The following is an 18,806-nucleotide window of genomic DNA, read 5'->3' on the forward strand; positions in this document are numbered from 1 at the left end:
CAAGGAGCGATACGCATGACCGCCGACACCCTGCTCGAGCGCATCACCGACTACGGCAACCGCCCCGACCCCTACCCGCTGTACGCGGAGCTCCGCGAGGCCGGTCCCGTGGTGCGACAGTCGGACGGCAGCTACCTGATCGGGACCTACCACGAGGTCGCCGCCCTGCTCCACGACCCGCGGATCAGCGCGGACCCCCGCAGCCGTACCGCCCCCTCGCCCGGTCCGTCGCAGGACGCGCCGAAGCCGCCGTTCCTGCGGCTCGACGATCCCGAGCACCATCGGCTGCGCACCCTGGCCATGCGGCCCTTCGGCCCGCCGCACACTCCGGGCCGGATCGACGCCATGCGCGGCGAGATCACCCGGATCACCGAGGAAGTGCTCGGGAGCCTCGGGACCGGGCGGCAGATCGACGTCGTGGACGATTTCGCCTACCCGCTGCCCGTCACGGTCATCTGCCGGCTGCTCGGCGTGCCGCGCAAGGACGAACCCCTGTTCCGCGGGTGGACCGACGTGCTGGTCGCCTCCGCCGATGTCAGGCCGGCGGACGACACCACCACCGAGCGTGACCGTGCAGGCCGGCAGGCGCGGACCGAGATGGGCCAGTACCTCGTGGACCTCGCGGAGCAGCGCCGCGGCCACCCCACCGACGACATCCTGTCCGAGTTCGTCAACGAGCCGGACCCGGCCCTGCGACTCAGCCGCGAGGAACTCGCGCAGACCGCCGTCCTGCTGCTCATCGCCGGGCACGAGACCACGGTCAATCTGATCACCAACGGGGTGCTGACCCTGCTGCGCCACCCGGACCAGCTGGACCGGCTGCGTCGCGAACCCGAGCTGCTGCCGAACGCGATCGAGGAGCTGCTGCGCTACGAGCCCCCGGTCCACATGCGTGAGCGCATCCCGCTCTCGGACGTCGAGGTCGCCGGCACCACCCTTCCCAAGGGCACATCGGTCGTACTGGCCCTGGCCTCGGGCAGTCGTGACCCCAAGCGGTTCGACCAGCCCGACCGGTTCGACCCCGCCCGCCCGGACAACGAGCACTTCGGCTTCGGCAGCGGCGTCCATCTGTGCTACGGCGCTCCACTCGCCCGCCTCGAAGCCCAGGCCGCGCTGGGCGCGCTGCTCCCCTACCTCGGCACGGCGGCCCTCGTTCAGGACCCGCCTCTCTACCGGCAGAACGCCATGCTCCGCGGCCCCCGCCATCTGCCCGTACGGTTGTAGGGCGCGCCGTCGGCCTCGCGCCGCCCGCACCACAAGTCCGACCTGCACGAACGACGTTTCTCGGCGAGGGCGAGGCAAGGGCGCGTCACCGCACCACCCGGCACGCCCCCTCGCCGAGGCGCTCGCAGGCCGCCCGACCGCCGTCGGGCGAGGGCAGCGGGCCGGGCATGGAATTGTTCGGCACGCCGGCGCGCTGATGAGTGTGGAGGGTATGCGATGCCGGCTCTGTGCGGGCCGAGCAGCCCGAATGACCGAGGCGACACACATTGGAGGGGCCGACATGGCAGCGCAGACGCAGAGGGCCGTGCTTGCGGGCGGATGCTTCTGGGGAATGCAGGATCTGATCCGCAAGCTCCCGGGCGTGACGGGGACCCGGGTCGGATACACGGGCGGTGACGTGCCGAACGCGACGTACCGCAACCACGGGACGCACGCGGAGGCGATCGAGATCCTCTTCGACCCCGAGAAGACCGACTTCCGCACGCTCCTGGAGTTCTTCTTCCAGATCCACGACCCCAGCACCAAGAACCGCCAGGGCAACGACATCGGTCTCAGCTACCGCTCGGCGATCTACTACGTGGACGACGAGCAGAAGCGGATCGCCGAGGACACCATCGCGGATGTGGACGCCTCCGGACTGTGGCCGGGCAAGGTCGTCACCGAGGTCGAGCCGGTCGGCCCCTTCTGGGAGGCCGAGCCGGAGCACCAGGACTACCTGGAGCGCTACCCCGACGGCTACACCTGCCACTTCCCGCGTCCGGGGTGGCGGCTGCCCGCCCGCACGGAGCGCTGAGCGCGGGTAGCGGGCCGGGGCACGGCTTCGGGTGCCGGAGCGCCGGGTGGCGCACGGCGCTCGCGCCGCGGTGCCCGCACGGCCGGGCGACCCGGCCCGGGGTCGGGTCGCGATGCACACCTGGGGATCCGCTCCGGCCGAGGCCGGGCTGCGAGGTCCCCGGGCACGGCTACTGCGGCCAGGAGCTGTTCAGGATGACCTCGACGAAGTCGATGCGCCGGAATCCGGGCACGAAGTGGGCCAGCACATCGGCGTTCACCGTGCCGAAGGTCGTGTCGGGCCGGTCCTTGAAACCGTCGGTGAAGGCCTCCAGGATCCGGCGCTTGAAGTCGGGGCGCGGATGCGCGTCGGTGACGGCTCTCAGGTCCTCGGGATCCAGGTCGTCACGGCCGATCCCGAGCACATCGGTCTCCACGCCAGCAGTCACCAACGCGATCTCGGGCTCCATGAACTCCGGGACACCGGGCGTGGTGTGCAGCGCGATGGCGGTCCATACTCTGCGGACGTCGTCGGGGCCCACCTCGTGGTCGGTGAGGAACCGGCGCGCCTCGTTCGCCCCGTCGATCTCGAAACGCTGATCGGTCGTCCGGTAACGCCGGGTCAGCCCGAGATCGTGGAACATCGCCCCTACATAGACCATTTCCGGGTCGGGCTTCAGACCGCGTCGTTGCCCCTGCAACATCCCGAACAGGTACACCCTGCGCGAGTGGTCGAACAGCAGCGGCGGCTCGGCTTCCCGGACGAACTCCGTGGCGTCGGCTACCAACCGCGTATCGGGGACGTCCACACCGGCGATCTTCTCGCTCATCACTGATCCACTCCTCCACGCAGCCCGTGGACGCCCGTGCGTCTACGGAGCCGTGTGAGGTGCCGTTCAGATTGGCGGTAGGCGCGGCGCCCTCGTCAACAAGGTCTCACCAGCAGCATTTCACCGTTGCCGACGCCTGTCCTGCCGGCGCCGGTCGCCGTCCGGAGGGCAACAGGACAGACCTGGCCGGTCGGCATAGCGTGGTGGGAGGTCCACACGGAACCGCCGAGGCGTCCGGGAGGACGGTGTCGACACGTGTGTGTGGCCACCGGCCGTGTCCCCGGGAAACGGCCTGGCCGTGTCCCCGGAACTGCCGGGCCGCCTTCCGGGGGTGAGGAGACACCATGACCCATGTCGCCACTGACCGTCCCCGCATCGGCTGGATCGGTGCAGGCCGCATGGGGTACCGGCTGGCGTCCAGACTGCTCGACGCCGGCCATGATGTCGCGGTCTACAACCGGACCCGCGCCAAGGCCGAGCCGCTGACCGAGAAGGGCGCGACGGTCGTCGACCGGCCGGAGGAACTGGCCGACCGGGACGTCGTCTTCACCATGGTGGCCACGTCTCCCGACCTGGAGTCCGTCACCACCGGCCCCGGGGGCGTACTGACCGCGGGCAACGCCTCACCCGGTGTGCTGATCGACAGCTCCACCGTGTCCGCCCAGGTCTCCGCCCTCGTACGGGCGGCCGCCGCCAAACACGGCACCGGTTTCCTGGCCGCACCGGTCAGCGGCAACCCGAAGGTCATCGAGGCGGGCGAGCTGACCGTCGCGGTCTCGGGTCCGCGCGAGGTCTTCGACGCCGTCCAGCCGCTCCTGAGCCAGCTGGGACGTGCCGTGACCTATGTGGGTGCGGACGAGGTGGCCCGTCTGGTCAAGATCGCGCACAACGTCTTCCTGGGCGTCGTCACCCAGTCGCTGGCCGAGATCACGGTCCTCGCGGAGAAGGGCGGCGTCACGCGGTCGGCGTTTCTCGAGTTCCTCAACAACTCCGTGATGGGCTCGGTGTTCACCAGGTACAAGTCCCCCGCGCTGGTCCACCTGGACTTCACGCCGACCTTCACCAACGTCCTGCTGCGCAAGGACTTCGACCTGGGGCTGGCGGCGGCACGCGAGCTGGAGGTCCCCATGCCCATCGCCTCGGCCACCGCCCAACTCGTCCAGGCGGCCGTCGGCGCGGGCCTGACGACGGAGGACTTCGCGTCCCTGATCCTCGAGCAGGCGCGCAACTCCGGAATGACCCTCGAGCCCGAGAACGTGGCAGTGGACGACGGCCTCGGCGGCCGCTCGTGAGCACTCGACCCGAGCCCGCATCCACCGCGCTGTCCGCGCCCGATGCGACCGGCCGTCCGGGGGGAGACCGATGAGCGGACGGCTCGCCGGCCGAAAGGCCCTGGTCACCGGTGGCTCACGGGGGATCGGCGCGGCGACCGCACGCAGACTGGCCGCCGACGGAGCCGATGTAGTGATCGGCTTCCGGAGCAGCGGCGACGCGGCCGAAGCGCTCGCCGCCGAGATCTCCGCCACCGGCCGGCGCGCAGCCGCAATCAAGGCGGACGTCGGCGATCCGGATCAGATCCGGCGCATGACGGATCGGGCCGCCGACGCTCTCGGGGGGCTCGACATCCTGGTCAGCAACGCGGGGATCGAGCACTTCGGCAGCCTGGACGCCGTCACCCCGGCCGAGTTCGACGAGGTCTTCGCCGTCAACACCCGAGCCCAGTTCTTCGCCGTGCAGAACGCGGTGCGGCACATGGACGACGGCGGCAGGATCGTCCTCACGTCATCGGGCAGCGCCCACAGGGCGGTCTTCCACCACGCCCTTTATGCGGCGAGCAAGGCCGCCGTCGAGTCCATCGCGCTCAACCTCAGCCCCGAGCTCGGCAGGCGCGGCATCACCGTCAACGCCGTCGCCCCCGGCGGAACGGTCACGGACATGTCCGCCCACGCCGGTGCGCACTACGTCCACCCCGACCTCGACACGGACTTCAACACCCTGATCCGTACGACCAGTTCGCTGGGGAGGATGGCCCAGCCCGATGAGATCGCCGCCGTTGTCGCATTCCTGGTGTCGGACGACGCCTCGTTCATCACCGGCCGGACGATCCAGGTCGACGGCGGCTGGTTCTGACGACGTCATTCCTCCATGTCCGCCGCCTCGACGGCCGTGAGCGTCACGGTGCCGTCGGCCGCGACCGACCAGCCGGGGTTGTGGCACACCTCCCAGCGGTGGCCGTCCGGATCGGCGAAGTAGCCGTGGTAGCCGCCGAAGGCCGCGCGCTGCGGCTCCTTGAGGACGGTTGCCCCTGCCGCACGGGCCCTGGCCATGACCGTGTCCACCGCGGCAGGCGTATCGAGGTTCTGGGCGAGGGTGAACGAGGTTCCGGCCGTCGCCACATGCCCGGTGTCGGCACCGAGGTCCGCCAGGGGAAACAGCGCCAGGGCCAGCCCCTTGCCGATCTGGTAGAAGACGATCCCGTCCAGATCGAGCAGCGGCGTCCAGCCGAGGCCCTGGCTGTAGAACCGACGGCTCACCTGAACGTCCTGAACGCCCAAGGTCACCAGGTTCACCTGCTGGTTCATCAAACACCCCCATGCGCCGTAGGAGATCACCACTCACACGCAACGTTACCGGCGTGACAACGCGAACGGCGGCTGGGCAGGGAACAGCGCACAGATACTTCGGCAGACGCGTGAGTGAAGAGAGGTCGACGGCGCCAACCCGTCTTTCCGGGCCGTGCGGTTGACGATCCATCACCGGGGCAACGGGAGTTGCCCACGGTTCACGGATCCGGGCCCTGGTTGCGTCACTGCCCCCCGGACTCCCCCTGGGCCGGACGGGACAGGAGCGGGGCTTTTTACCGATCTCTCACCATTTCGGACACAGTGACTTACCTCGCGGAGTGACCGTCGGCTCTGTCGCAGGTCGCCGCACAACAATCCGCAGCGGATCAGGATCGACACCGGACCACGGCCATCGATTCCGTGATGCGAAAACCGGCTCGTCCCCGACCGCCGATCCCGCATCTCTTCCACCGGCTGGGCCCCTCGGCCGTACGACATGCCTCCCCCGCGCACGCAGTGACCCCATGCAGGAAGCGTCAATGAGATACATCCCCAGAACCATCGGCTCGATCGGCCTTGCAGGCGCGGTGTCACCACAGGGGGACGGGCGACCACGTCTGGTTCAGCCGTCGGCGACTCTCTCGCTCCTGATGATCGTGGCGACGAGTCTGGGCGCCTTCTTCGCCCCTGTGGCGATAGCCGGCCACTGGTCGCCTCTGCTCGTCGCCGCACCCATCCTCGCCGCAGCGTTCGTGGGCTCCCGGTTCACCGCCTGCGTCGTCGTGGTCGCCGGCGGGGCCACAGTGGTCATCGACCACCACGACGGACTACTGCGCTCGCCGATCCTCCCCCTGCACTTCGGCGCTCTGCTCGCCATCTCCGCCGTTGCCATGACCGCCCGCGCTCTCCACGACCGCAGTGTGCGGGACCTGAACCAGATAAGGACGGTGTCGGAGGCGGTCCAGACGGTACTGCTGCGGCCGATCCCGAGGCACATGGGCTGTCTGAGGGCAGCCGCCGTGTACCGGGCGGCCGCCGAACACGCCCGTGTCGGTGGGGATCTCTACGCCGCAGCCCGAACCGGCCGTGCCACCCGCCTCCTCATCGGTGACGTTCGCGGCAAGGGACTTCCGGCCATTCATGACGCCTCCGCCCTCATCAGCGCCTTCCACGACGCCGATCACCTTCACGACACCTTGGCCGAGCTGGCCGCTTCGCTGGAACGCAGCGTACGCAGACATCTGACCCAACTCACCGAGTGCGGCTCCGAGTTCAGCGAGTGCTTCATCACCGCCCTCCTTGCGGAAATACCCGACGACGGCGGACTCGTCGACATCGTGAACTGCGGCCATCCACCGCCGTTGCTGAGGCATCACGGCCATGTGAACGTCCTGGAGTCGGACCATCCCGCGCCGCCGTTCGGGCTGGCCGGCGACGAGGCCGGGGCCTTCCATCCCGACACCTTCGCGTTCGGCGCCGGAGACACCCTGTTGTTCTACACGGACGGCATCATCGAGGCCCGGGACACCGCCGGCGATTTCTACCCCCTTGCCGAACGGGCCTCGGGCTGGCCGTGGGGAGAGCCGGAAGCCATCCTGCAGCGCATCAGTGACGACCTCGACGCCTACACCGGTCGACCGCTGGAGGACGACCTCGCCATGATGGCCGTGCAGTACTGCGCCCGCTCAAGCGGAGAGTTCCCCCGACCCCGTTGACGACGCGAGGACACCGGGTCTCAGGACCACCGTTCACCCGCTTGCCCCAACAGCGGTGCGTGGGGCCTACGCCGGCCCGGGGCCGTGCCGGTGGTCCTGCGGAACGGTCGCGCGTCGGGCGGCGAAACCGCCTCGCCGGGCGTCGCTGCTCAGGCGAACTCCCGGCGCAACACATCGCTCAGGGTGTTCGTGGCATCGACGATGCTGTCCGTGATGGGAAGGAGGCGACTGCCGTCCGGCAGCGACCGGTCGCGCAGCGAGGCCTCCAGACGCCGCAGGGGCGGAAGGCCGCTCGGGGCCTTCAGGGTCACAAGGGCCTCCGCCAGCTTGTCCAAGGTGTCGCCCAGAGCGGCGGCCAAGGCCTCCAGTTGAGCGCTGGCGGCACAGCCGCGCCACTCTTCGTCCCGGTCCGCCGCGCCTGTGGCCGCCGCTCGCCGGGAAGCGGCCTGCTGGAGGACAAGCAGATGCAGGGAGAGCTCCGCGTGTGCCAGACGCATGACGACGGCGACCAGGGTCCGGGCGACGGCCGGGGTCAGCGGCGGGTGGATCGGCTCGGCGGCCAGTCGGGCCGTGGACGCGTCGGCATCGGTGCGAGCACGGCGGGCGGCGCTCTGCAGGGCGCGCAGCCGGACCTGGTCGGTCGTCCCGGGCCGGCCCAGCCGGCTCAGCAGATAGGTGAGGTACGCGCTCTGCGAGGTGAGCAGCCGTGCGAACTTCTGCTGGGCCGTGAGGCCCTCCCAGGTGGGCCATGCCCAGTAGGCGATGATCGCGAGCGCCGCTCCGATAGCCGTGTTGGCCAGGCGGGCCGTGGCCGTGGATTCGGCCGACAGCCCGAGGATGTCCAGGACGATCACGATGAACACGGTGAGCGAGACGCTGAAGAGCAGATAGTTCACGGAGAACAGCGCGTAGGCCGCGGCGACGGCGACGGTCGCCCCGACGATCAGGCCGGCGTCCTGCGGACGGGCCAGCATGGCGGCCGCCGCACCGAGGCCTGCCCCGGCGGCCGTGCCCAGCGCCCTGTGCACGCTGCGGGACAGCGTCGAGGCGAAGTCCGGTTTGAGCACCAGGAAGATCGTCAGCACCACCCAACGGCCCTGGAACAGGCCGGTCATGTGCACCATCAGCTCGGCCAGCCCGGCGACGACGGCCAGCCGCACCGCATGGCGCCCGGTCTCCCCCGCCGGGGTCAGATTGGCCCTGAGCGTCAGGGCCGTCCATTCCACCCCCGGCCCGGGGACCGGCCGCTCCGGCGCCTCGTCAGGACCGGCATGTCCGGTGCCGCTGCCGGTCGTTCGCATACGGCCCACGATGGCGTCGACGGCACGCAGTTGTCCGAGGAGCGCCTCGGCGACCCAGTGCCAGCCGCTCGTCCGGGCCGCGGCCGCCTGCCCGGCCAGGGCCGCGTTCAACTCCCTCAGCCGGGTGGCGGGAACGGCCGACCTGGTGCTCATCACCTCGGCGGCGACGTCCAGGACCTCGGAGGTCCGTACAGCGAAGGTCCGGACGGCCCCCGAGGGATCAGCGGCCGTGTGCGCGCCCAGGGCCGCGAGCGAGGCGCGGATGCGTTCGGCCTGCTCCAGGAGGTTCAGACAGATCGCGCGAGTTGTGTCCGAAAGGAGCGGGTTGGGATCGGCGACGACGGCTGTGGCGCTGAAGTCGGCCGGCGGTGGCGGTTCGGTGCTGCCCGCGGCCAGGCCCGACGCGTAGGCGGACAGGCTGCGGTAGGACTCGGCCAGGGCAGCCCGCTCGGCGGCGCCGCGTTGCACCGTCCACGAGGCGGTGACCAGCACACCCTGGAACAGGCCCCCCGCCAGCACCAGACCGGCCCGCAGCGCCGCCTGCGACGGGCTCTGCGGGATTCCGACCGCGATCAGCAGCGCCACCGCCCACTGGAGGATGGCGACGCTCAGCCACAGGCCGAGGCAGACCGACAGCCCGGTCGCGTACCCCCACAGAGCCACCACGGGCACCAGCAGCCAGGGGGCCGAGCCGGCCAGTACACCGCCGACGAAGGTGGACACCGCCATGCCTGTGCTGGCCGCCACCACGGCCGCGACCCGTGTCCGGGCCCTGCCTTCGAACGACGCGAACCCGGCGGGCAGCGCGCCCAGCGCGGCGAACGCCCCGTCGTCCAGGTGGTGGGTCATCGCCCCGACGACGAGCGGGACCGCCACGCCGAGCGCCACGCGAAGCGCCCTGCCGAGGGACAACTCGTGCCAGTTGAACGGCCCCAGCCGCAGCATCCCCCGCCACTGGCGCCGCTCCCAGCGGGCCCGGGAGGCACGAAAGTCGCCGCCATGGGCTTCTCCGCGCATCTCGCCCTCAGCAGGCAAGGGCCGGGAGGGCCGTCCCCGCGGCATGCCGCCCCGTCAGCCACCGCGCACCGTTGAGGGGATCCATCATCGCCCGTCCTTTCGGGCCGCCGACCGGCCGTCCGCGATGCGGTGGCCGGGTCCGCCGGCACCGTGGCCCGCAGGGCCCCGGCACCGCAGTGCTCCACCGGCTCACGTTTCCTCAGCGTCCCATGCGTGCACCGCAAGTCAAACCACATCGGCAGCGGGCACCGCGTGTCCTCGGTCCGGTCCGGGCGCGCCGTTGCGAGGACAAGACCGCCGCCCGCCGAACGGACGCGGCCGAGCATCCGGGCCCCTCCCGCGGTTCACCCGTTCACCGCGGCGACGGCGGCCTCCAGGAATCCAGTCCAGGTGGTCGGACCGGGCCAGGTCGCAGTCCTGGGAGCAGACGGCGATACGGGGTTCGTCGTACAGGTGCACCGCGCGGGCCGAGCGCGCTGCCCGACGGCGAGCCGGCCGAGGACGACGACCACTGGAGGGACAAGATCGACCTTTTGCTGGCCGATCCGGTCCCCGTGGTGTCCTTCACCTTCGGGCTTCCCGGTCGGTCGATCGTCGCCGAGCTGCGCAAGGCCGGGACCGTCGTCGTCCAGACGGTCACCTCGGCCGACGAGGCCCGCCGCGCCGCCGAGATCGGGGTGGACGCGGTCATCGTCCAGGCCTCGGCGGCCGGCGGGCACTCGGCCACCTTCACACCCGCGCACCCGCCCGGGGCCGTCGCGCTGCCGGAACTGATCACCCGGGTCCGAGGCGCCGTCCCGTTGCCCGTCATCGCCGCGGGCGGACTCGCAGGCCCGGCCGACGTGGCCGACGTCCTCGCCGCCGGAGCGGAGGCCGCGATGGTCGGCACCGCCCTGCTGCGCACCGACGAGAGCGGGGCGTCCGCACCGCACAAGGCCGCTCTGACCGATCCCGCCTTCGACACGACCGTGATCACCCGCGCTTTCACCGGGCGGCCCGCACGCGCACTGCGCAATCACTTCGTCGAGCGCTACGACCGTGTCGCCCCCGTCGGCTATCCGGCCCTGCACCACCTCACCGGCCGGCTGCGCAGGGCGGCCACCGCAGCCGGGGACACCCGGCTGATCCATCTGTGGGCGGGCACGGGCCACCGTCACGCGAGGACCGAACCCGCCGCCCGTACGTTCGCCCGGCTGGCCGGCCGCCTCTGACCTTCGAGGGACTCGGACACCACGGCGCGGGGTCCTTGTTCAGGCTCGTGACGTGCAGCCTCTTGACAATCTATTCAGTCACCAAGAACTCTGCATGATGTTATACATGCCCGACACACCTAGGTCCGTCGTGGAAGACGACCGAGGAGGGACAGCGGATCATGACAGAGACTCTGGTCGAGCGGCGCTCCATCGACGTCGTACCGGACGAGGAACGACACGGCACCGCCTTCTCCCAGTTCACACTCTGGCTCGGCGCCAATCTCCAGATCACGGCCGTGGTGACCGGTGCGCTGGCCGTCGTCTTCGGCGGGGACGTCGTCTGGTCGCTCCTCGGCCTGATGGTGGGCAATGTGCTGGGCGGCGCCGTGATGGCGCTGCACTCCGCGCAGGGCCCCAAGCTCGGCCTTCCGCAGATGATCCAGTCGCGCGCCCAGTTCGGCGTGCGCGGCGCCGTGGTCCCGCTGCTGCTGGTGATCCTGATGTATGTCGGGTTCTTCGCGAGCGGCACGGTGCTGGCGGGCCAGGCGGTCGGCGAGCTGACCCACACCGGCGACACCAGCGGCATCGTGATCTTCGCCGTGGTCACGGCGGTCGTGGCGGTGGTCGGTTACCGCGTCATCCACGCCCTCGGCCGGCTCGCGAGCGTCATCTGCGCGCTCGCCTTCGTCTACCTGGGCATTCGCCTGCTCGATCACGTCGACCTCTCGACGCTGATGAAGGACGCGCACTTCTCGCTGTCGATGTTCCTGCTCGCGATGTCGCTGTCGGCGTCCTGGCAACTCGCGTTCGGGCCCTACGTCGCGGACTACTCGCGCTATCTGCCGCGCACCATCTCCGGCCGGGCCACCTTCTGGTGGACCCTGTCGGGCTCGGCGATCGGCTCGCAGTGGTCGATGACGTTCGGCGTGCTGGTGGCGGCGACGGCCGGCGACAAGTTCCTCGCCAACCAGGTCGGCTATGTCGTCGGGCTCGGCGGCACGGGCCTGATCGCGTCCTTCCTCTACTTCGTGATCGCGCTCGGCAAGCTGACCATCAACGTGCTCAACACCTACGGCGGCTTCATGTCGATGGTCACGAGCGTCAGCGGGTTCCGCGGCCGGCGTCTGCTCTCCCAGCGCGGCCGGGCCGCCTACATCGCGTTGATCATGATCGCGGGCACGGCGGTCGCGCTCCTCGGCAAGGACAGCTTCCTGGCCTCGTTCAAGGATTTCCTGCTCTTCCTGCTGACCTTCTTCACTCCGTGGTCGGCCATCAACCTGGTCGACTACTACCTGATCTCGAAGGAGCGCTACGACATCCCGGCGCTCTTCGACCCCAAGGGCCGTTACGGCGCCTGGCGGTGGGACGCGCTCGTGGTGTACGCGGTGGGTCTGCTTGCCCAACTGCCCTTCCTTTCCACGGCGTTCTACACCGGTCCGCTGGTCGATCCGCTGGGCGGCGCGGACGTCTCCTGGATCGTCGGCCTCGTGGTACCCGCGCTGCTGTACTGGCTGCTGGCCCGGCGGAACCCGGCGCTGCCCAGCGGGAACGAGTCCCGCACGAAGCCGGCGACCGCCTCGAGGACCGAGGCCGTCTAGGGTCTCTCGTTCGGATCGGGTCGGCTGAGAGACTGCGCCTTTCAGTCGACCCGCGTCGCGGGCGGGCTCGGACGGAGCGTCGCCCGCCCGCCTCGGGCGGCTCGTTTCGGAAGGGCGATCGCCGCGGTCAACGGCTGCTCCCGGCACCGGAGAAGGGTTCGCGGGCGGAGTGCCGGGGGTCCTCGGCTGGGTGGAGGGGGTGACTCCACAGGTCCTGCGCCCGAAGCCTCGGCAGGACCCCTTCGCCGAACCAGTACGGCGAGCTTCGCGTCCTCGACCCGGAGGTGTTCACCGCGCAGATCCACGTGCGGGGCGCGAGTTGCCGTCGCCTCGGCGGCGGCCGTGTCCCGGAGCGGGTGGCCCGGGCCGCGGACCACGCCGCTCATCCGGCCGCCGTCAGTACCGTCGTACGGCCGCCCAGTGCGGCGGAGAACTGATCCGTGACCTGCACCAGGGGTCCCGCCGAGCCCGGTGCGAGGGTGACCGTCCCGTCGTCGGACACGGTGATGTCCTTGTCCAGCGTGAACCAGCCGGGAACGATGTGCGTGGCGCCCATGGAGCTCAGCACGGGACGCAGGGCATAGTCGATGGCCAGGACATGGGCGACGGATCCGCCGGTGGCCAGTGGCAGCACGGTCTTGCCCGCCAGCGCGTACTGCGGGAGCAGGTCGAGCAGCGACTTCAGCAGCCCGGAATAAGCGGCCTTGTAGACGGGCGTGCCGATGACGATGCCCTCCGCCCGTTCGAACAGGGCAATGGCCTCGACGATCGCGGGGTTCCTGAAGTCGGCGCCGAGCAGTGCCTCGGCGGGGAGAGTGCGGACGTTCAGGGTGGTCACCTCGTGCCCCTGCGCGACGAGGCGCTTGTCCAGGTGGCGCAGGAGCCGTGCGGTGCGGGAGGTGGCGGAGGGGCTTCCGGAGACGGAGAGGACGGTGGCCATGCGGCGGCCTTTCAGGAGTACCGGGTGGACTGGGGCGGTTCGCCGCCGGGGACGCCGCGGCCGAACTCACGAGGCGTGTGCGCGAGGGTGCCGGGGATCCGGCCGGTGGCCGCCGGGACGGCTCCGGGAGCGATGTCACGGGTGCCGCCCCGCGGGAAGGGCTTCACGACGCGGCCCGCTGCTCGCCCGGCAGGTCGTCGGGGTGGGCGAGGCCGAGCTGGTGCCGCAGCGTCGGGCCCTCGTACCGTGTGCGGAAGACGCCCCGTTCCTGCAGCAGGGGGACGACCTTGTCGGCGAACTCGTCGAGGCCGCCCGGTGTGATGTGCGGGACCAGGATGAATCCGTCGGCGGCGTCGGCCTGTACGAAGTCGTTGATGGTCCTGGCGACGGTGGCCGGTGAGCCCACGAAGTTCTGCCGGTTGCCGGTGTTGACGACCAGGTCACGAATGGACCAGTGGTTGGCGGCGGCCAGTTCCCGCCACTCCCGTGCCGTGGCCAGTGGGTCCCGGTACATGCGTACTTGGGCGCGGCCCTCGGCGATATGGGTGTCGCCGACATGGGGGTCGATGTCGGGAAGCGGCCCGTCGGGGTCGTACGACGACAGGTCCCGGTTCCAGACGAACTCGAGATGTTTGATGGCGGTGGCGCCGCTGACCTGCCGGCGGCGCACTTCGCGCGCCCGTTCCGACGCCTCCGCGTCGGTGTCGCCCAGCACGAAGGTGGCGGCGGGCAGGATCAGCAGTTGGTCGGGGCGCCTGCCGTACTTGGCGAGGCGGTTCTTCACGTCCGTGTAGAAGGCCTGCCCCGCTTCCAGGGTGGCGTACCGGCTGAAGATCGCGTCGGCTCCGGCCGCGGCGAACTCGCGTCCCTCGTCGGAGTCGCCCGCCTGGAAGACGACCGGGCGGCCCTGCGGGGAACGCGGGACGTTGAACCGGCCGTGGATGTCGAAGTGCCGACCCGAGTGGACGAAGGCGCCGGCCTTGGCGTCCCTCAGGAAGGTTCCGGTCGCCCGGTCCGCGACGATCTCGTCACCGCGCCAGGAATCGAAGAGTTCGTTCGCGGTGGCCAGGAACTCTTCGGCGCGCGAGTACCGCTCCTCCTGCGGCAGAAAGCCTCCCCGGCGGAAGTTCTCCCCGGTGAAGGCGTCCCAGGACGTGACGACGTTCCATGCGGAGCGGCCGCCGGACAGGTGGTCGAGGCTGGCGAACTGGCGGGCCACCTCGTAGGGCTCGTTGAAGGTGGAGTTGATGGTGCCGGTCAGTCCGAGGTGTTCGGTGACGGCGGCGAGCGCGGCGAGGACGGTGAAGGTGTCGGGTCGGCCGACGACGTCCAAGTCGTAGATCTGCCCGCCCTGTTCGCGCAGTCTGAGACCTTCCGCGAGGAAGAGGAAGTCGAACTTGGCTCGTTCGGCGGTCTGCGCGAAGTGGACGAAGGAGCGGAAGTCGATGTGACTGCCGGCCTCGGGGTCGCTCCACACCGTGGTGTTGTTGACTCCGGGGAAATGGGCGGCCAGATGGATCTGCTTGGGCGGCTTGTTCATGGTGCTTCGGCTCCTCCGGCTCAGGCGGTGGCGTAGCGGTTGGCGGGGCGGGCGAGGCCGAGCAGTCCGCGCAGGGTGTCGGCCTCGTAGGCGCGGCGGAAGGCGCCCCGCCGCTGCAGTTCGGGGACGAGACCCCGGGTGATCGCCGAAAGGTCGTGGCCGAGTACGCCGGGACGCAGCCGGTAGCCGGTGAGCCCCGCCGACTGCCACTCCTGGAGGAGATCGGCGAGTTGGGCGGGGGTGCCGGTGAAGATGCGGGCGTCACTGGTGTACGGCTCGCCCGCGAGCGCGTCGAGGCGTTCGCGCCGGGCCGCCGCGGCCGCGGGATCGCTGTCGAGGAAGACCACCAGGTCGGCGAAGACGTGCAAGGGCGTGCCGGGACGGCCGGCCGCCGCCTGCTCGGCGCGGACTTCGGCGACGATCGCCCGGACCTGCTCGGTGTGGTGCGGGGTGACATAGCCGATGTCGGCCTGGCGGCCCACGAGCCGGTAGGGCACCGTCCAGTGGGCGAGGGCGCTGACGACGGGCTGGCCCTGCGGTGGGCGCGGTGTGATGGACGGTCCCCTGACGCTGAAGTGGCGGCCCTCGAAGTCGATGTAGTGGAGCTTGTCGCGGTCGATGAAGCGGCCGGTGGCGGCGTCGCGGATCTCCGCGTCGTCCTCCCAGCTGTCCCAGAGCCGGCGCACCACCTCCACGTAGTCGGCGGCCTCGTCGAAGAGGTCGCCGATCACCTCCCGTGCGGCCAGGCTCTCGTAGCCGTCGATGCGGGGGATCGTGCGGCGGCCGAAGTGCGCCGCCTCGTTCGGACGGGCCGTGATCTGCACGCGCAGGCCCGCGCGGCCGGTGCTCACGTGGTCGAGGGTGGCGATCGCCTTGGCGATGTGGAACGGCTCGGTGTGGGTGGCGACCACGGTCGGGACCAGGCCGATGTGCCGGGTGAGCGGTGCGACGCGGGAAGCGACGAGTACGGCGTCCAGGCGGCCGCGGACCTGGTCCGTGCGCTCGTCGGGGTCGAGGAAGTGGGTCGACTGGGGGCCGAGGCCGTCCTCGAAGGTCACGAAGTCGAGCAGACCGCGCTCGGCCTCGGCGACCAGCTCGGCCCAGTATCCGGCGGAGTACAGACTGCCGGGTTCGGCCACCGGCTCCCGCCAGGAGGCGGGGTGCCAGCCGGTGCCGTCCAGGGCGACGGCGAGGTGCAGCGCTGAAGAAGGCGGGGAGGTCTGTGTGGACACGAGCGGATGCCTTTCTGAAAGGAGTCCTGGGCGCGAAGGGGGTGTGTGCCAGGCGGACCACTCCCGCGCTCCGATGCGGCTACTTGTTGGACCTGGGCAGTCCGGGCGGGTTGATCTCCGACTTCGACACGGCCTCGTCGGACAGGCCCCAGCGCTCGAGCACCTTCGCGTAAGTGCCGTTACGGATGACCTCGTTGAGGGCGTCGGCGAGCGGTTGGACCAGGCCGCTGTCCTTCTTGGTGGTGGCCGCTATGAGGCCCTGGAGGCTTGCGCCCGCACCGGAGTAGGTGCCGACGACCTCTGTTCGGCCCGTGGTGGCCGCGTGGTAGGCGGCGGTCGGGTTGGGGCCCAGATAGAGGTCGATGCGGCCGGATCGCAGAGCGAGGTAGGTGTCGCTGTCGTTCTGGTAGTACTTGATGTCCACCGGCTTGCGGCCGGCCTTCTCGTTCTCCTTGCTCCATTCGATGAGCAGCTTCTCCTGGTTGGTGCCGCTGCTCACGGCGACCGTCCTGCCCGCCACGTCCGCGGGGCCCCGGACCTTCAGGCCGCTGCCCTTCTTCGCCTCGAAGCCGAGGTTGTCCTCGCGGTAGGTGGCGAAGTCGTACTTCTCCTTGCGCTCCTCGGTGTCGGTGACGTTGCTGAAGCCGGCGTCGTACTTGCCGCTGTCGAGGCCGACGAAGATGTTCTCCCAGGAGACGGTGGTGATGTGCGGCTCGAGACCGAGGACGTCGGCGACCAGATGGGCGATGTCGGGCTCGACCCCGATGACGGTCCTGTTGTCGGTCGCGTGGAAGTTCAGCGGTGCCGCCGAGCCGGACGACGCGACGATCTCCAGGGTGCCTCTCTTCCTGATCCTCTCCGGGACCTCCGCGGCTATGGAGTCGACCTTGCCCGTGGTGACGCGGTTCTGGTCGGGACTGAGGTTGATCTTCGTCGTGCTGCCCTTCGTGGCCGCGACCTCGGTCGTGCCGCCGTCGGAGGGGTTGGCGCAGGCGGCCAGGACGAGGGCCGAGGAGAGCGTCAGCGCGGCGGCGACGGTGTGGCGGGCGAGAGTCGCGGTCATGGTCGTACTCCTTGTGTGTGCGAGCGGCGGTGACGGGGCGTCAGAGGACCTTGGAGAGGAAGGCGCGGGTGCGTTCGTGGCGCGGATCGTCCAGGACCGCCGCGGGCGGCCCCTGTTCCACGACCCCACCGCCGTCCATGAAGACCACGGTGTCGGCGACCTCACGGGCGAAGCCGATCTCATGGGTGACGACGATCATGGTGGTTCCGGTGCCGGCCAGGTCCCTGATCACGTCCAGGACCTCACCGACAAGCTCCGGGTCGAGTGCCGAGGTGGGCTCGTCGAAGAGCAGCACCTTCGGCCCGAGGGCGAGGGCGCGGGCGATGGCCACGCGCTGCTGCTGGCCGCCGGAGAGCCGGCGGGGGTAGGCGTCGGCCTTGTCGGCGAGACCGACCCGGTCGAGGAGCCGGCGGGCGGTCTCCTCGGCCTCCTTCCGCGGCCGGCGCAGTGCGGAGACGGGGGCCTCGACGAGGTTGTCCAGGACGGTCAGATGCGGGAACAGATTGAAGGTCTGGAAGACGAACCCGATGCCGGTGCGCTGCTTCAGAACGTCCTTCTCCTTGAGCTCGTGCAGCTTGCCGCCGGAGCGGCGGTAGCCGATGAGCTCGCCGTCGATGCTGATCCAGCCCTGGTCGACCTTCTCCAGGTGGTTGATCGTGCGCAGCAGCGTGGACTTGCCGGAGCCCGACGGGCCCAGGATCACGGTGACCTCGCCGGCGCGGACCTGAAGGTCCACCCCGCGCAGCACTTGCAGTGGGCCGAAGCTCTTGTGGACGCCGTGGACGTCCACCATCACCTCGCTCATCGGCTCTCTCCCAGGGGGTTCAGGGGTACGACGGGCTGGTCGCGCCGGGCTGCCGCCGCGCGCAGATCACGCACGAAGCGCCGGGCACGCTGGAGCGGAGTGGGCGGCGGCGTGCGGTCGGCGCCCCGCGCGTAGCGGCGCTCCACGTAGTACTGGGCGACCGACAGCAGCGAGGTCAGGACGACGTACCAGGCGGTGGCGACCAGCAGCAGCGGGATCACCCGGCCGTTGCGGCCGTAGACGACCTGCACCTGGTAGAACAGCTCGCCGATGGCCATCACATAGACCACGGACGTGCCCTTGAGGAGGCCGATGATCTCGTTGCCCGCCGTGGGCAGGATCGCGCGCATGGCCTGTGGCAGGACGATACGGCGGATCTGCCGCAGTCGCGGGATGCCCAGTGCGGCGGCGGCCTCGGACTGCCCGTGGTCGACCGAGATGACGCCGCCGCGGACGATCTCGGCGGCATAGGCGGCCTGGTGCAGCGTCAGGCCGATGACCGCGGCGCCGATGGTGCCGATCAGGCTGTCGCTGTCGACGGACCAGAACACCGGGCCGAAGGGGATGCCTACGCCCAGCCTGTCGTACAGGGCGCTCAGGTTGAACCAGAAGACCAGTTGCACGATCATCGGGATCGACCGGAAGATCCAGATGTACGTCCAGGCCACGGTCTGCAGTACCGGGCTGCGCGACAGTCGCATGAAGGCCAGGACGGTGCCGAGAAGGAAGCCGAGCACGGTGGCGTAGGCGGTGAGTTGCAGGGTCACCCACACCGCCTGGACGATCGTCTCCGACAGGACGTAGGCACGGAAGACGCCCCACTCCCACACGGGGTTGGTGGCCAGGCCGTGCACGAACTGGGCGACCAGCACCAGCACGACGACGGCCGCCGTCCAGCGGGCGTAGTGGCGGGCGGGGACGACCCTGAGCGCTTCCGGGGCGGGCGGAACGTCGGGGGCGGTGCCCGGGGAGATCGCGCCGGGTGGCGCGGTACGGGTGGTGGGCATGGTGGG

At 70.4% G+C, this 18,806-nt stretch carries 17 protein-coding genes; 7 read left to right on the top strand and 10 right to left on the bottom strand.

Features of this window, described 5'->3' with window-relative positions; all coding sequences use genetic code 11:
* Positions 1-15: 15 nt before the first annotated feature.
* The gene (locus ADL25_RS26175) at positions 16-1,224 is read left to right on the top strand and encodes a cytochrome P450 (protein ID WP_059130277.1); all 1,209 of its coding nucleotides are present in this window, start codon (positions 16-18) and stop codon (positions 1,222-1,224) included.
* Positions 1,225-1,504: 280 nt separating this feature from the next.
* Complete coding sequence (msrA, locus tag ADL25_RS26180) at positions 1,505-2,017, top strand: peptide-methionine (S)-S-oxide reductase MsrA (RefSeq protein ID WP_059130278.1); 513 nt, start codon at positions 1,505-1,507, stop codon at positions 2,015-2,017.
* A 169-nt stretch (positions 2,018-2,186) separates the two neighbouring features.
* Here the strand turns inward: msrA and ADL25_RS26185 are convergent, their stop codons facing one another.
* Entirely contained in the window at positions 2,187-2,825 is a 639-nt protein-coding gene (locus ADL25_RS26185) for an HD domain-containing protein (protein WP_059130279.1), read from the bottom strand.
* 344 nt (positions 2,826-3,169) lie between these two features.
* Between ADL25_RS26185 and ADL25_RS26190 the strand changes: the two genes are divergently transcribed.
* Both ADL25_RS26190 and ADL25_RS26195 read left to right on the top strand, forming a co-directional pair.
* Positions 3,170-4,117 (top strand): NAD(P)-dependent oxidoreductase, encoded by a 948-nt coding sequence (locus ADL25_RS26190; RefSeq protein ID WP_059130280.1) that lies wholly within the window; start codon positions 3,170-3,172, stop codon positions 4,115-4,117.
* A gap of 70 nt (positions 4,118-4,187) precedes the next feature.
* Entirely contained in the window at positions 4,188-4,955 is a 768-nt protein-coding gene (locus ADL25_RS26195) for an SDR family NAD(P)-dependent oxidoreductase (RefSeq protein ID WP_059130281.1), read from the top strand.
* A 5-nt stretch (positions 4,956-4,960) separates the two neighbouring features.
* Here ADL25_RS26195 and ADL25_RS26200 read toward each other — a convergent pair whose 3' ends face one another.
* Complete coding sequence (locus ADL25_RS26200; RefSeq protein WP_059130282.1) at positions 4,961-5,407, bottom strand: VOC family protein; 447 nt, start codon at positions 5,405-5,407, stop codon at positions 4,961-4,963.
* A gap of 521 nt (positions 5,408-5,928) precedes the next feature.
* Between ADL25_RS26200 and ADL25_RS26205 the strand changes: the two genes are divergently transcribed.
* Positions 5,929-7,104, top strand: a complete 1,176-nt coding sequence (locus ADL25_RS26205; protein ID WP_234381044.1) for a PP2C family protein-serine/threonine phosphatase — start codon at positions 5,929-5,931, stop codon at positions 7,102-7,104.
* A gap of 149 nt (positions 7,105-7,253) precedes the next feature.
* On the opposite strand, the gene ADL25_RS26210 is transcribed toward ADL25_RS26205, so the two are convergent.
* Positions 7,254-9,422 (bottom strand): FUSC family protein, encoded by a 2,169-nt coding sequence (locus ADL25_RS26210; protein ID WP_147318051.1) that lies wholly within the window; start codon positions 9,420-9,422, stop codon positions 7,254-7,256.
* Between the two features lie 209 nt (positions 9,423-9,631).
* Here ADL25_RS26210 and ADL25_RS26215 point away from each other — a divergent pair, with 209 nt between their 5' ends.
* The gene (locus ADL25_RS26215) at positions 9,632-10,633 is read left to right on the top strand and encodes an NAD(P)H-dependent flavin oxidoreductase (RefSeq protein ID WP_079050579.1); all 1,002 of its coding nucleotides are present in this window, start codon (positions 9,632-9,634) and stop codon (positions 10,631-10,633) included.
* 161 nt (positions 10,634-10,794) lie between these two features.
* Positions 10,795-12,213 (top strand): purine-cytosine permease family protein, encoded by a 1,419-nt coding sequence (locus tag ADL25_RS26220; protein WP_059130284.1) that lies wholly within the window; start codon positions 10,795-10,797, stop codon positions 12,211-12,213.
* Between the two features lie 382 nt (positions 12,214-12,595).
* Here ADL25_RS26220 and ssuE read toward each other — a convergent pair whose 3' ends face one another.
* From ssuE to ADL25_RS26250, 7 genes are all read right to left on the bottom strand, one after another.
* The gene (gene ssuE / locus ADL25_RS26225; RefSeq protein WP_059130285.1) at positions 12,596-13,153 is read right to left on the bottom strand and encodes an NADPH-dependent FMN reductase; all 558 of its coding nucleotides are present in this window, start codon (positions 13,151-13,153) and stop codon (positions 12,596-12,598) included.
* Positions 13,154-13,164: 11 nt separating this feature from the next.
* On the bottom strand, positions 13,165-13,320 hold the full coding sequence (locus tag ADL25_RS49135) for a hypothetical protein (protein WP_159045007.1): 156 nt from the start codon (positions 13,318-13,320) through the stop codon (positions 13,165-13,167).
* Positions 13,317-14,693, bottom strand: a complete 1,377-nt coding sequence (locus tag ADL25_RS26230; RefSeq protein WP_059130286.1) for an NtaA/DmoA family FMN-dependent monooxygenase — start codon at positions 14,691-14,693, stop codon at positions 13,317-13,319. The genes ADL25_RS49135 and ADL25_RS26230 overlap by 4 nt, the downstream gene beginning before the upstream one ends.
* Positions 14,694-14,713: 20 nt before the next feature.
* Entirely contained in the window at positions 14,714-15,925 is a 1,212-nt protein-coding gene (locus ADL25_RS26235) for an LLM class flavin-dependent oxidoreductase (RefSeq protein WP_059130287.1), read from the bottom strand.
* 79 nt (positions 15,926-16,004) lie between these two features.
* On the bottom strand, positions 16,005-16,988 hold the full coding sequence (locus ADL25_RS26240; RefSeq protein WP_059130288.1) for an ABC transporter substrate-binding protein: 984 nt from the start codon (positions 16,986-16,988) through the stop codon (positions 16,005-16,007).
* Between the two features lie 40 nt (positions 16,989-17,028).
* The gene (locus tag ADL25_RS26245) at positions 17,029-17,793 is read right to left on the bottom strand and encodes an amino acid ABC transporter ATP-binding protein (RefSeq protein ID WP_059130289.1); all 765 of its coding nucleotides are present in this window, start codon (positions 17,791-17,793) and stop codon (positions 17,029-17,031) included.
* Positions 17,790-18,800 (bottom strand): amino acid ABC transporter permease, encoded by a 1,011-nt coding sequence (locus ADL25_RS26250; RefSeq protein ID WP_059130290.1) that lies wholly within the window; start codon positions 18,798-18,800, stop codon positions 17,790-17,792. The genes ADL25_RS26245 and ADL25_RS26250 overlap by 4 nt, the downstream gene beginning before the upstream one ends.
* Positions 18,801-18,806 lie beyond the last annotated feature (6 nt).

The sequence above is a fragment of the Streptomyces sp. NRRL F-5122 genome, assembly GCF_001507435.1.
In the GTDB taxonomy this organism is placed as follows: Bacteria; Actinomycetota; Actinomycetes; order Streptomycetales; family Streptomycetaceae; genus Streptomyces; species Streptomyces lannensis.

What these genes read in the sequence shown, in the direction of transcription:
- ADL25_RS26245 (WP_059130289.1), bottom strand. Translation starts at nt 17,793, where the DNA reads ATGAGCGAGGTGATGGTGGACGTCCACGGCGTCCACAAGAGCTTCGGC.
- ADL25_RS26195 (WP_059130281.1), top strand. Translation starts at nt 4,188, where the DNA reads ATGAGCGGACGGCTCGCCGGCCGAAAGGCCCTGGTCACCGGTGGCTCA.
- ADL25_RS26185 (WP_059130279.1), bottom strand. Translation starts at nt 2,825, where the DNA reads ATGAGCGAGAAGATCGCCGGTGTGGACGTCCCCGATACGCGGTTGGTA.
- ADL25_RS26215 (WP_079050579.1), top strand. Translation starts at nt 9,632, where the DNA reads ATGCGTGCACCGCAAGTCAAACCACATCGGCAGCGGGCACCGCGTGTC.
- ADL25_RS26220 (WP_059130284.1), top strand. Translation starts at nt 10,795, where the DNA reads ATGACAGAGACTCTGGTCGAGCGGCGCTCCATCGACGTCGTACCGGAC.
- ADL25_RS26250 (WP_059130290.1), bottom strand. Translation starts at nt 18,800, where the DNA reads ATGCCCACCACCCGTACCGCGCCACCCGGCGCGATCTCCCCGGGCACC.
- ADL25_RS26230 (WP_059130286.1), bottom strand. Translation starts at nt 14,693, where the DNA reads ATGAACAAGCCGCCCAAGCAGATCCATCTGGCCGCCCATTTCCCCGGA.
- ssuE (WP_059130285.1), bottom strand. Translation starts at nt 13,153, where the DNA reads ATGGCCACCGTCCTCTCCGTCTCCGGAAGCCCCTCCGCCACCTCCCGC.
- ADL25_RS26175 (WP_059130277.1), top strand. Translation starts at nt 16, where the DNA reads ATGACCGCCGACACCCTGCTCGAGCGCATCACCGACTACGGCAACCGC.
- ADL25_RS26205 (WP_234381044.1), top strand. Translation starts at nt 5,929, where the DNA reads ATGAGATACATCCCCAGAACCATCGGCTCGATCGGCCTTGCAGGCGCG.
- ADL25_RS26200 (WP_059130282.1), bottom strand. Translation starts at nt 5,407, where the DNA reads ATGAACCAGCAGGTGAACCTGGTGACCTTGGGCGTTCAGGACGTTCAG.
- ADL25_RS26190 (WP_059130280.1), top strand. Translation starts at nt 3,170, where the DNA reads ATGACCCATGTCGCCACTGACCGTCCCCGCATCGGCTGGATCGGTGCA.
- ADL25_RS26240 (WP_059130288.1), bottom strand. Translation starts at nt 16,988, where the DNA reads ATGACCGCGACTCTCGCCCGCCACACCGTCGCCGCCGCGCTGACGCTC.
- msrA (WP_059130278.1), top strand. Translation starts at nt 1,505, where the DNA reads ATGGCAGCGCAGACGCAGAGGGCCGTGCTTGCGGGCGGATGCTTCTGG.
- ADL25_RS26210 (WP_147318051.1), bottom strand. Translation starts at nt 9,422, where the DNA reads ATGCGCGGAGAAGCCCATGGCGGCGACTTTCGTGCCTCCCGGGCCCGC.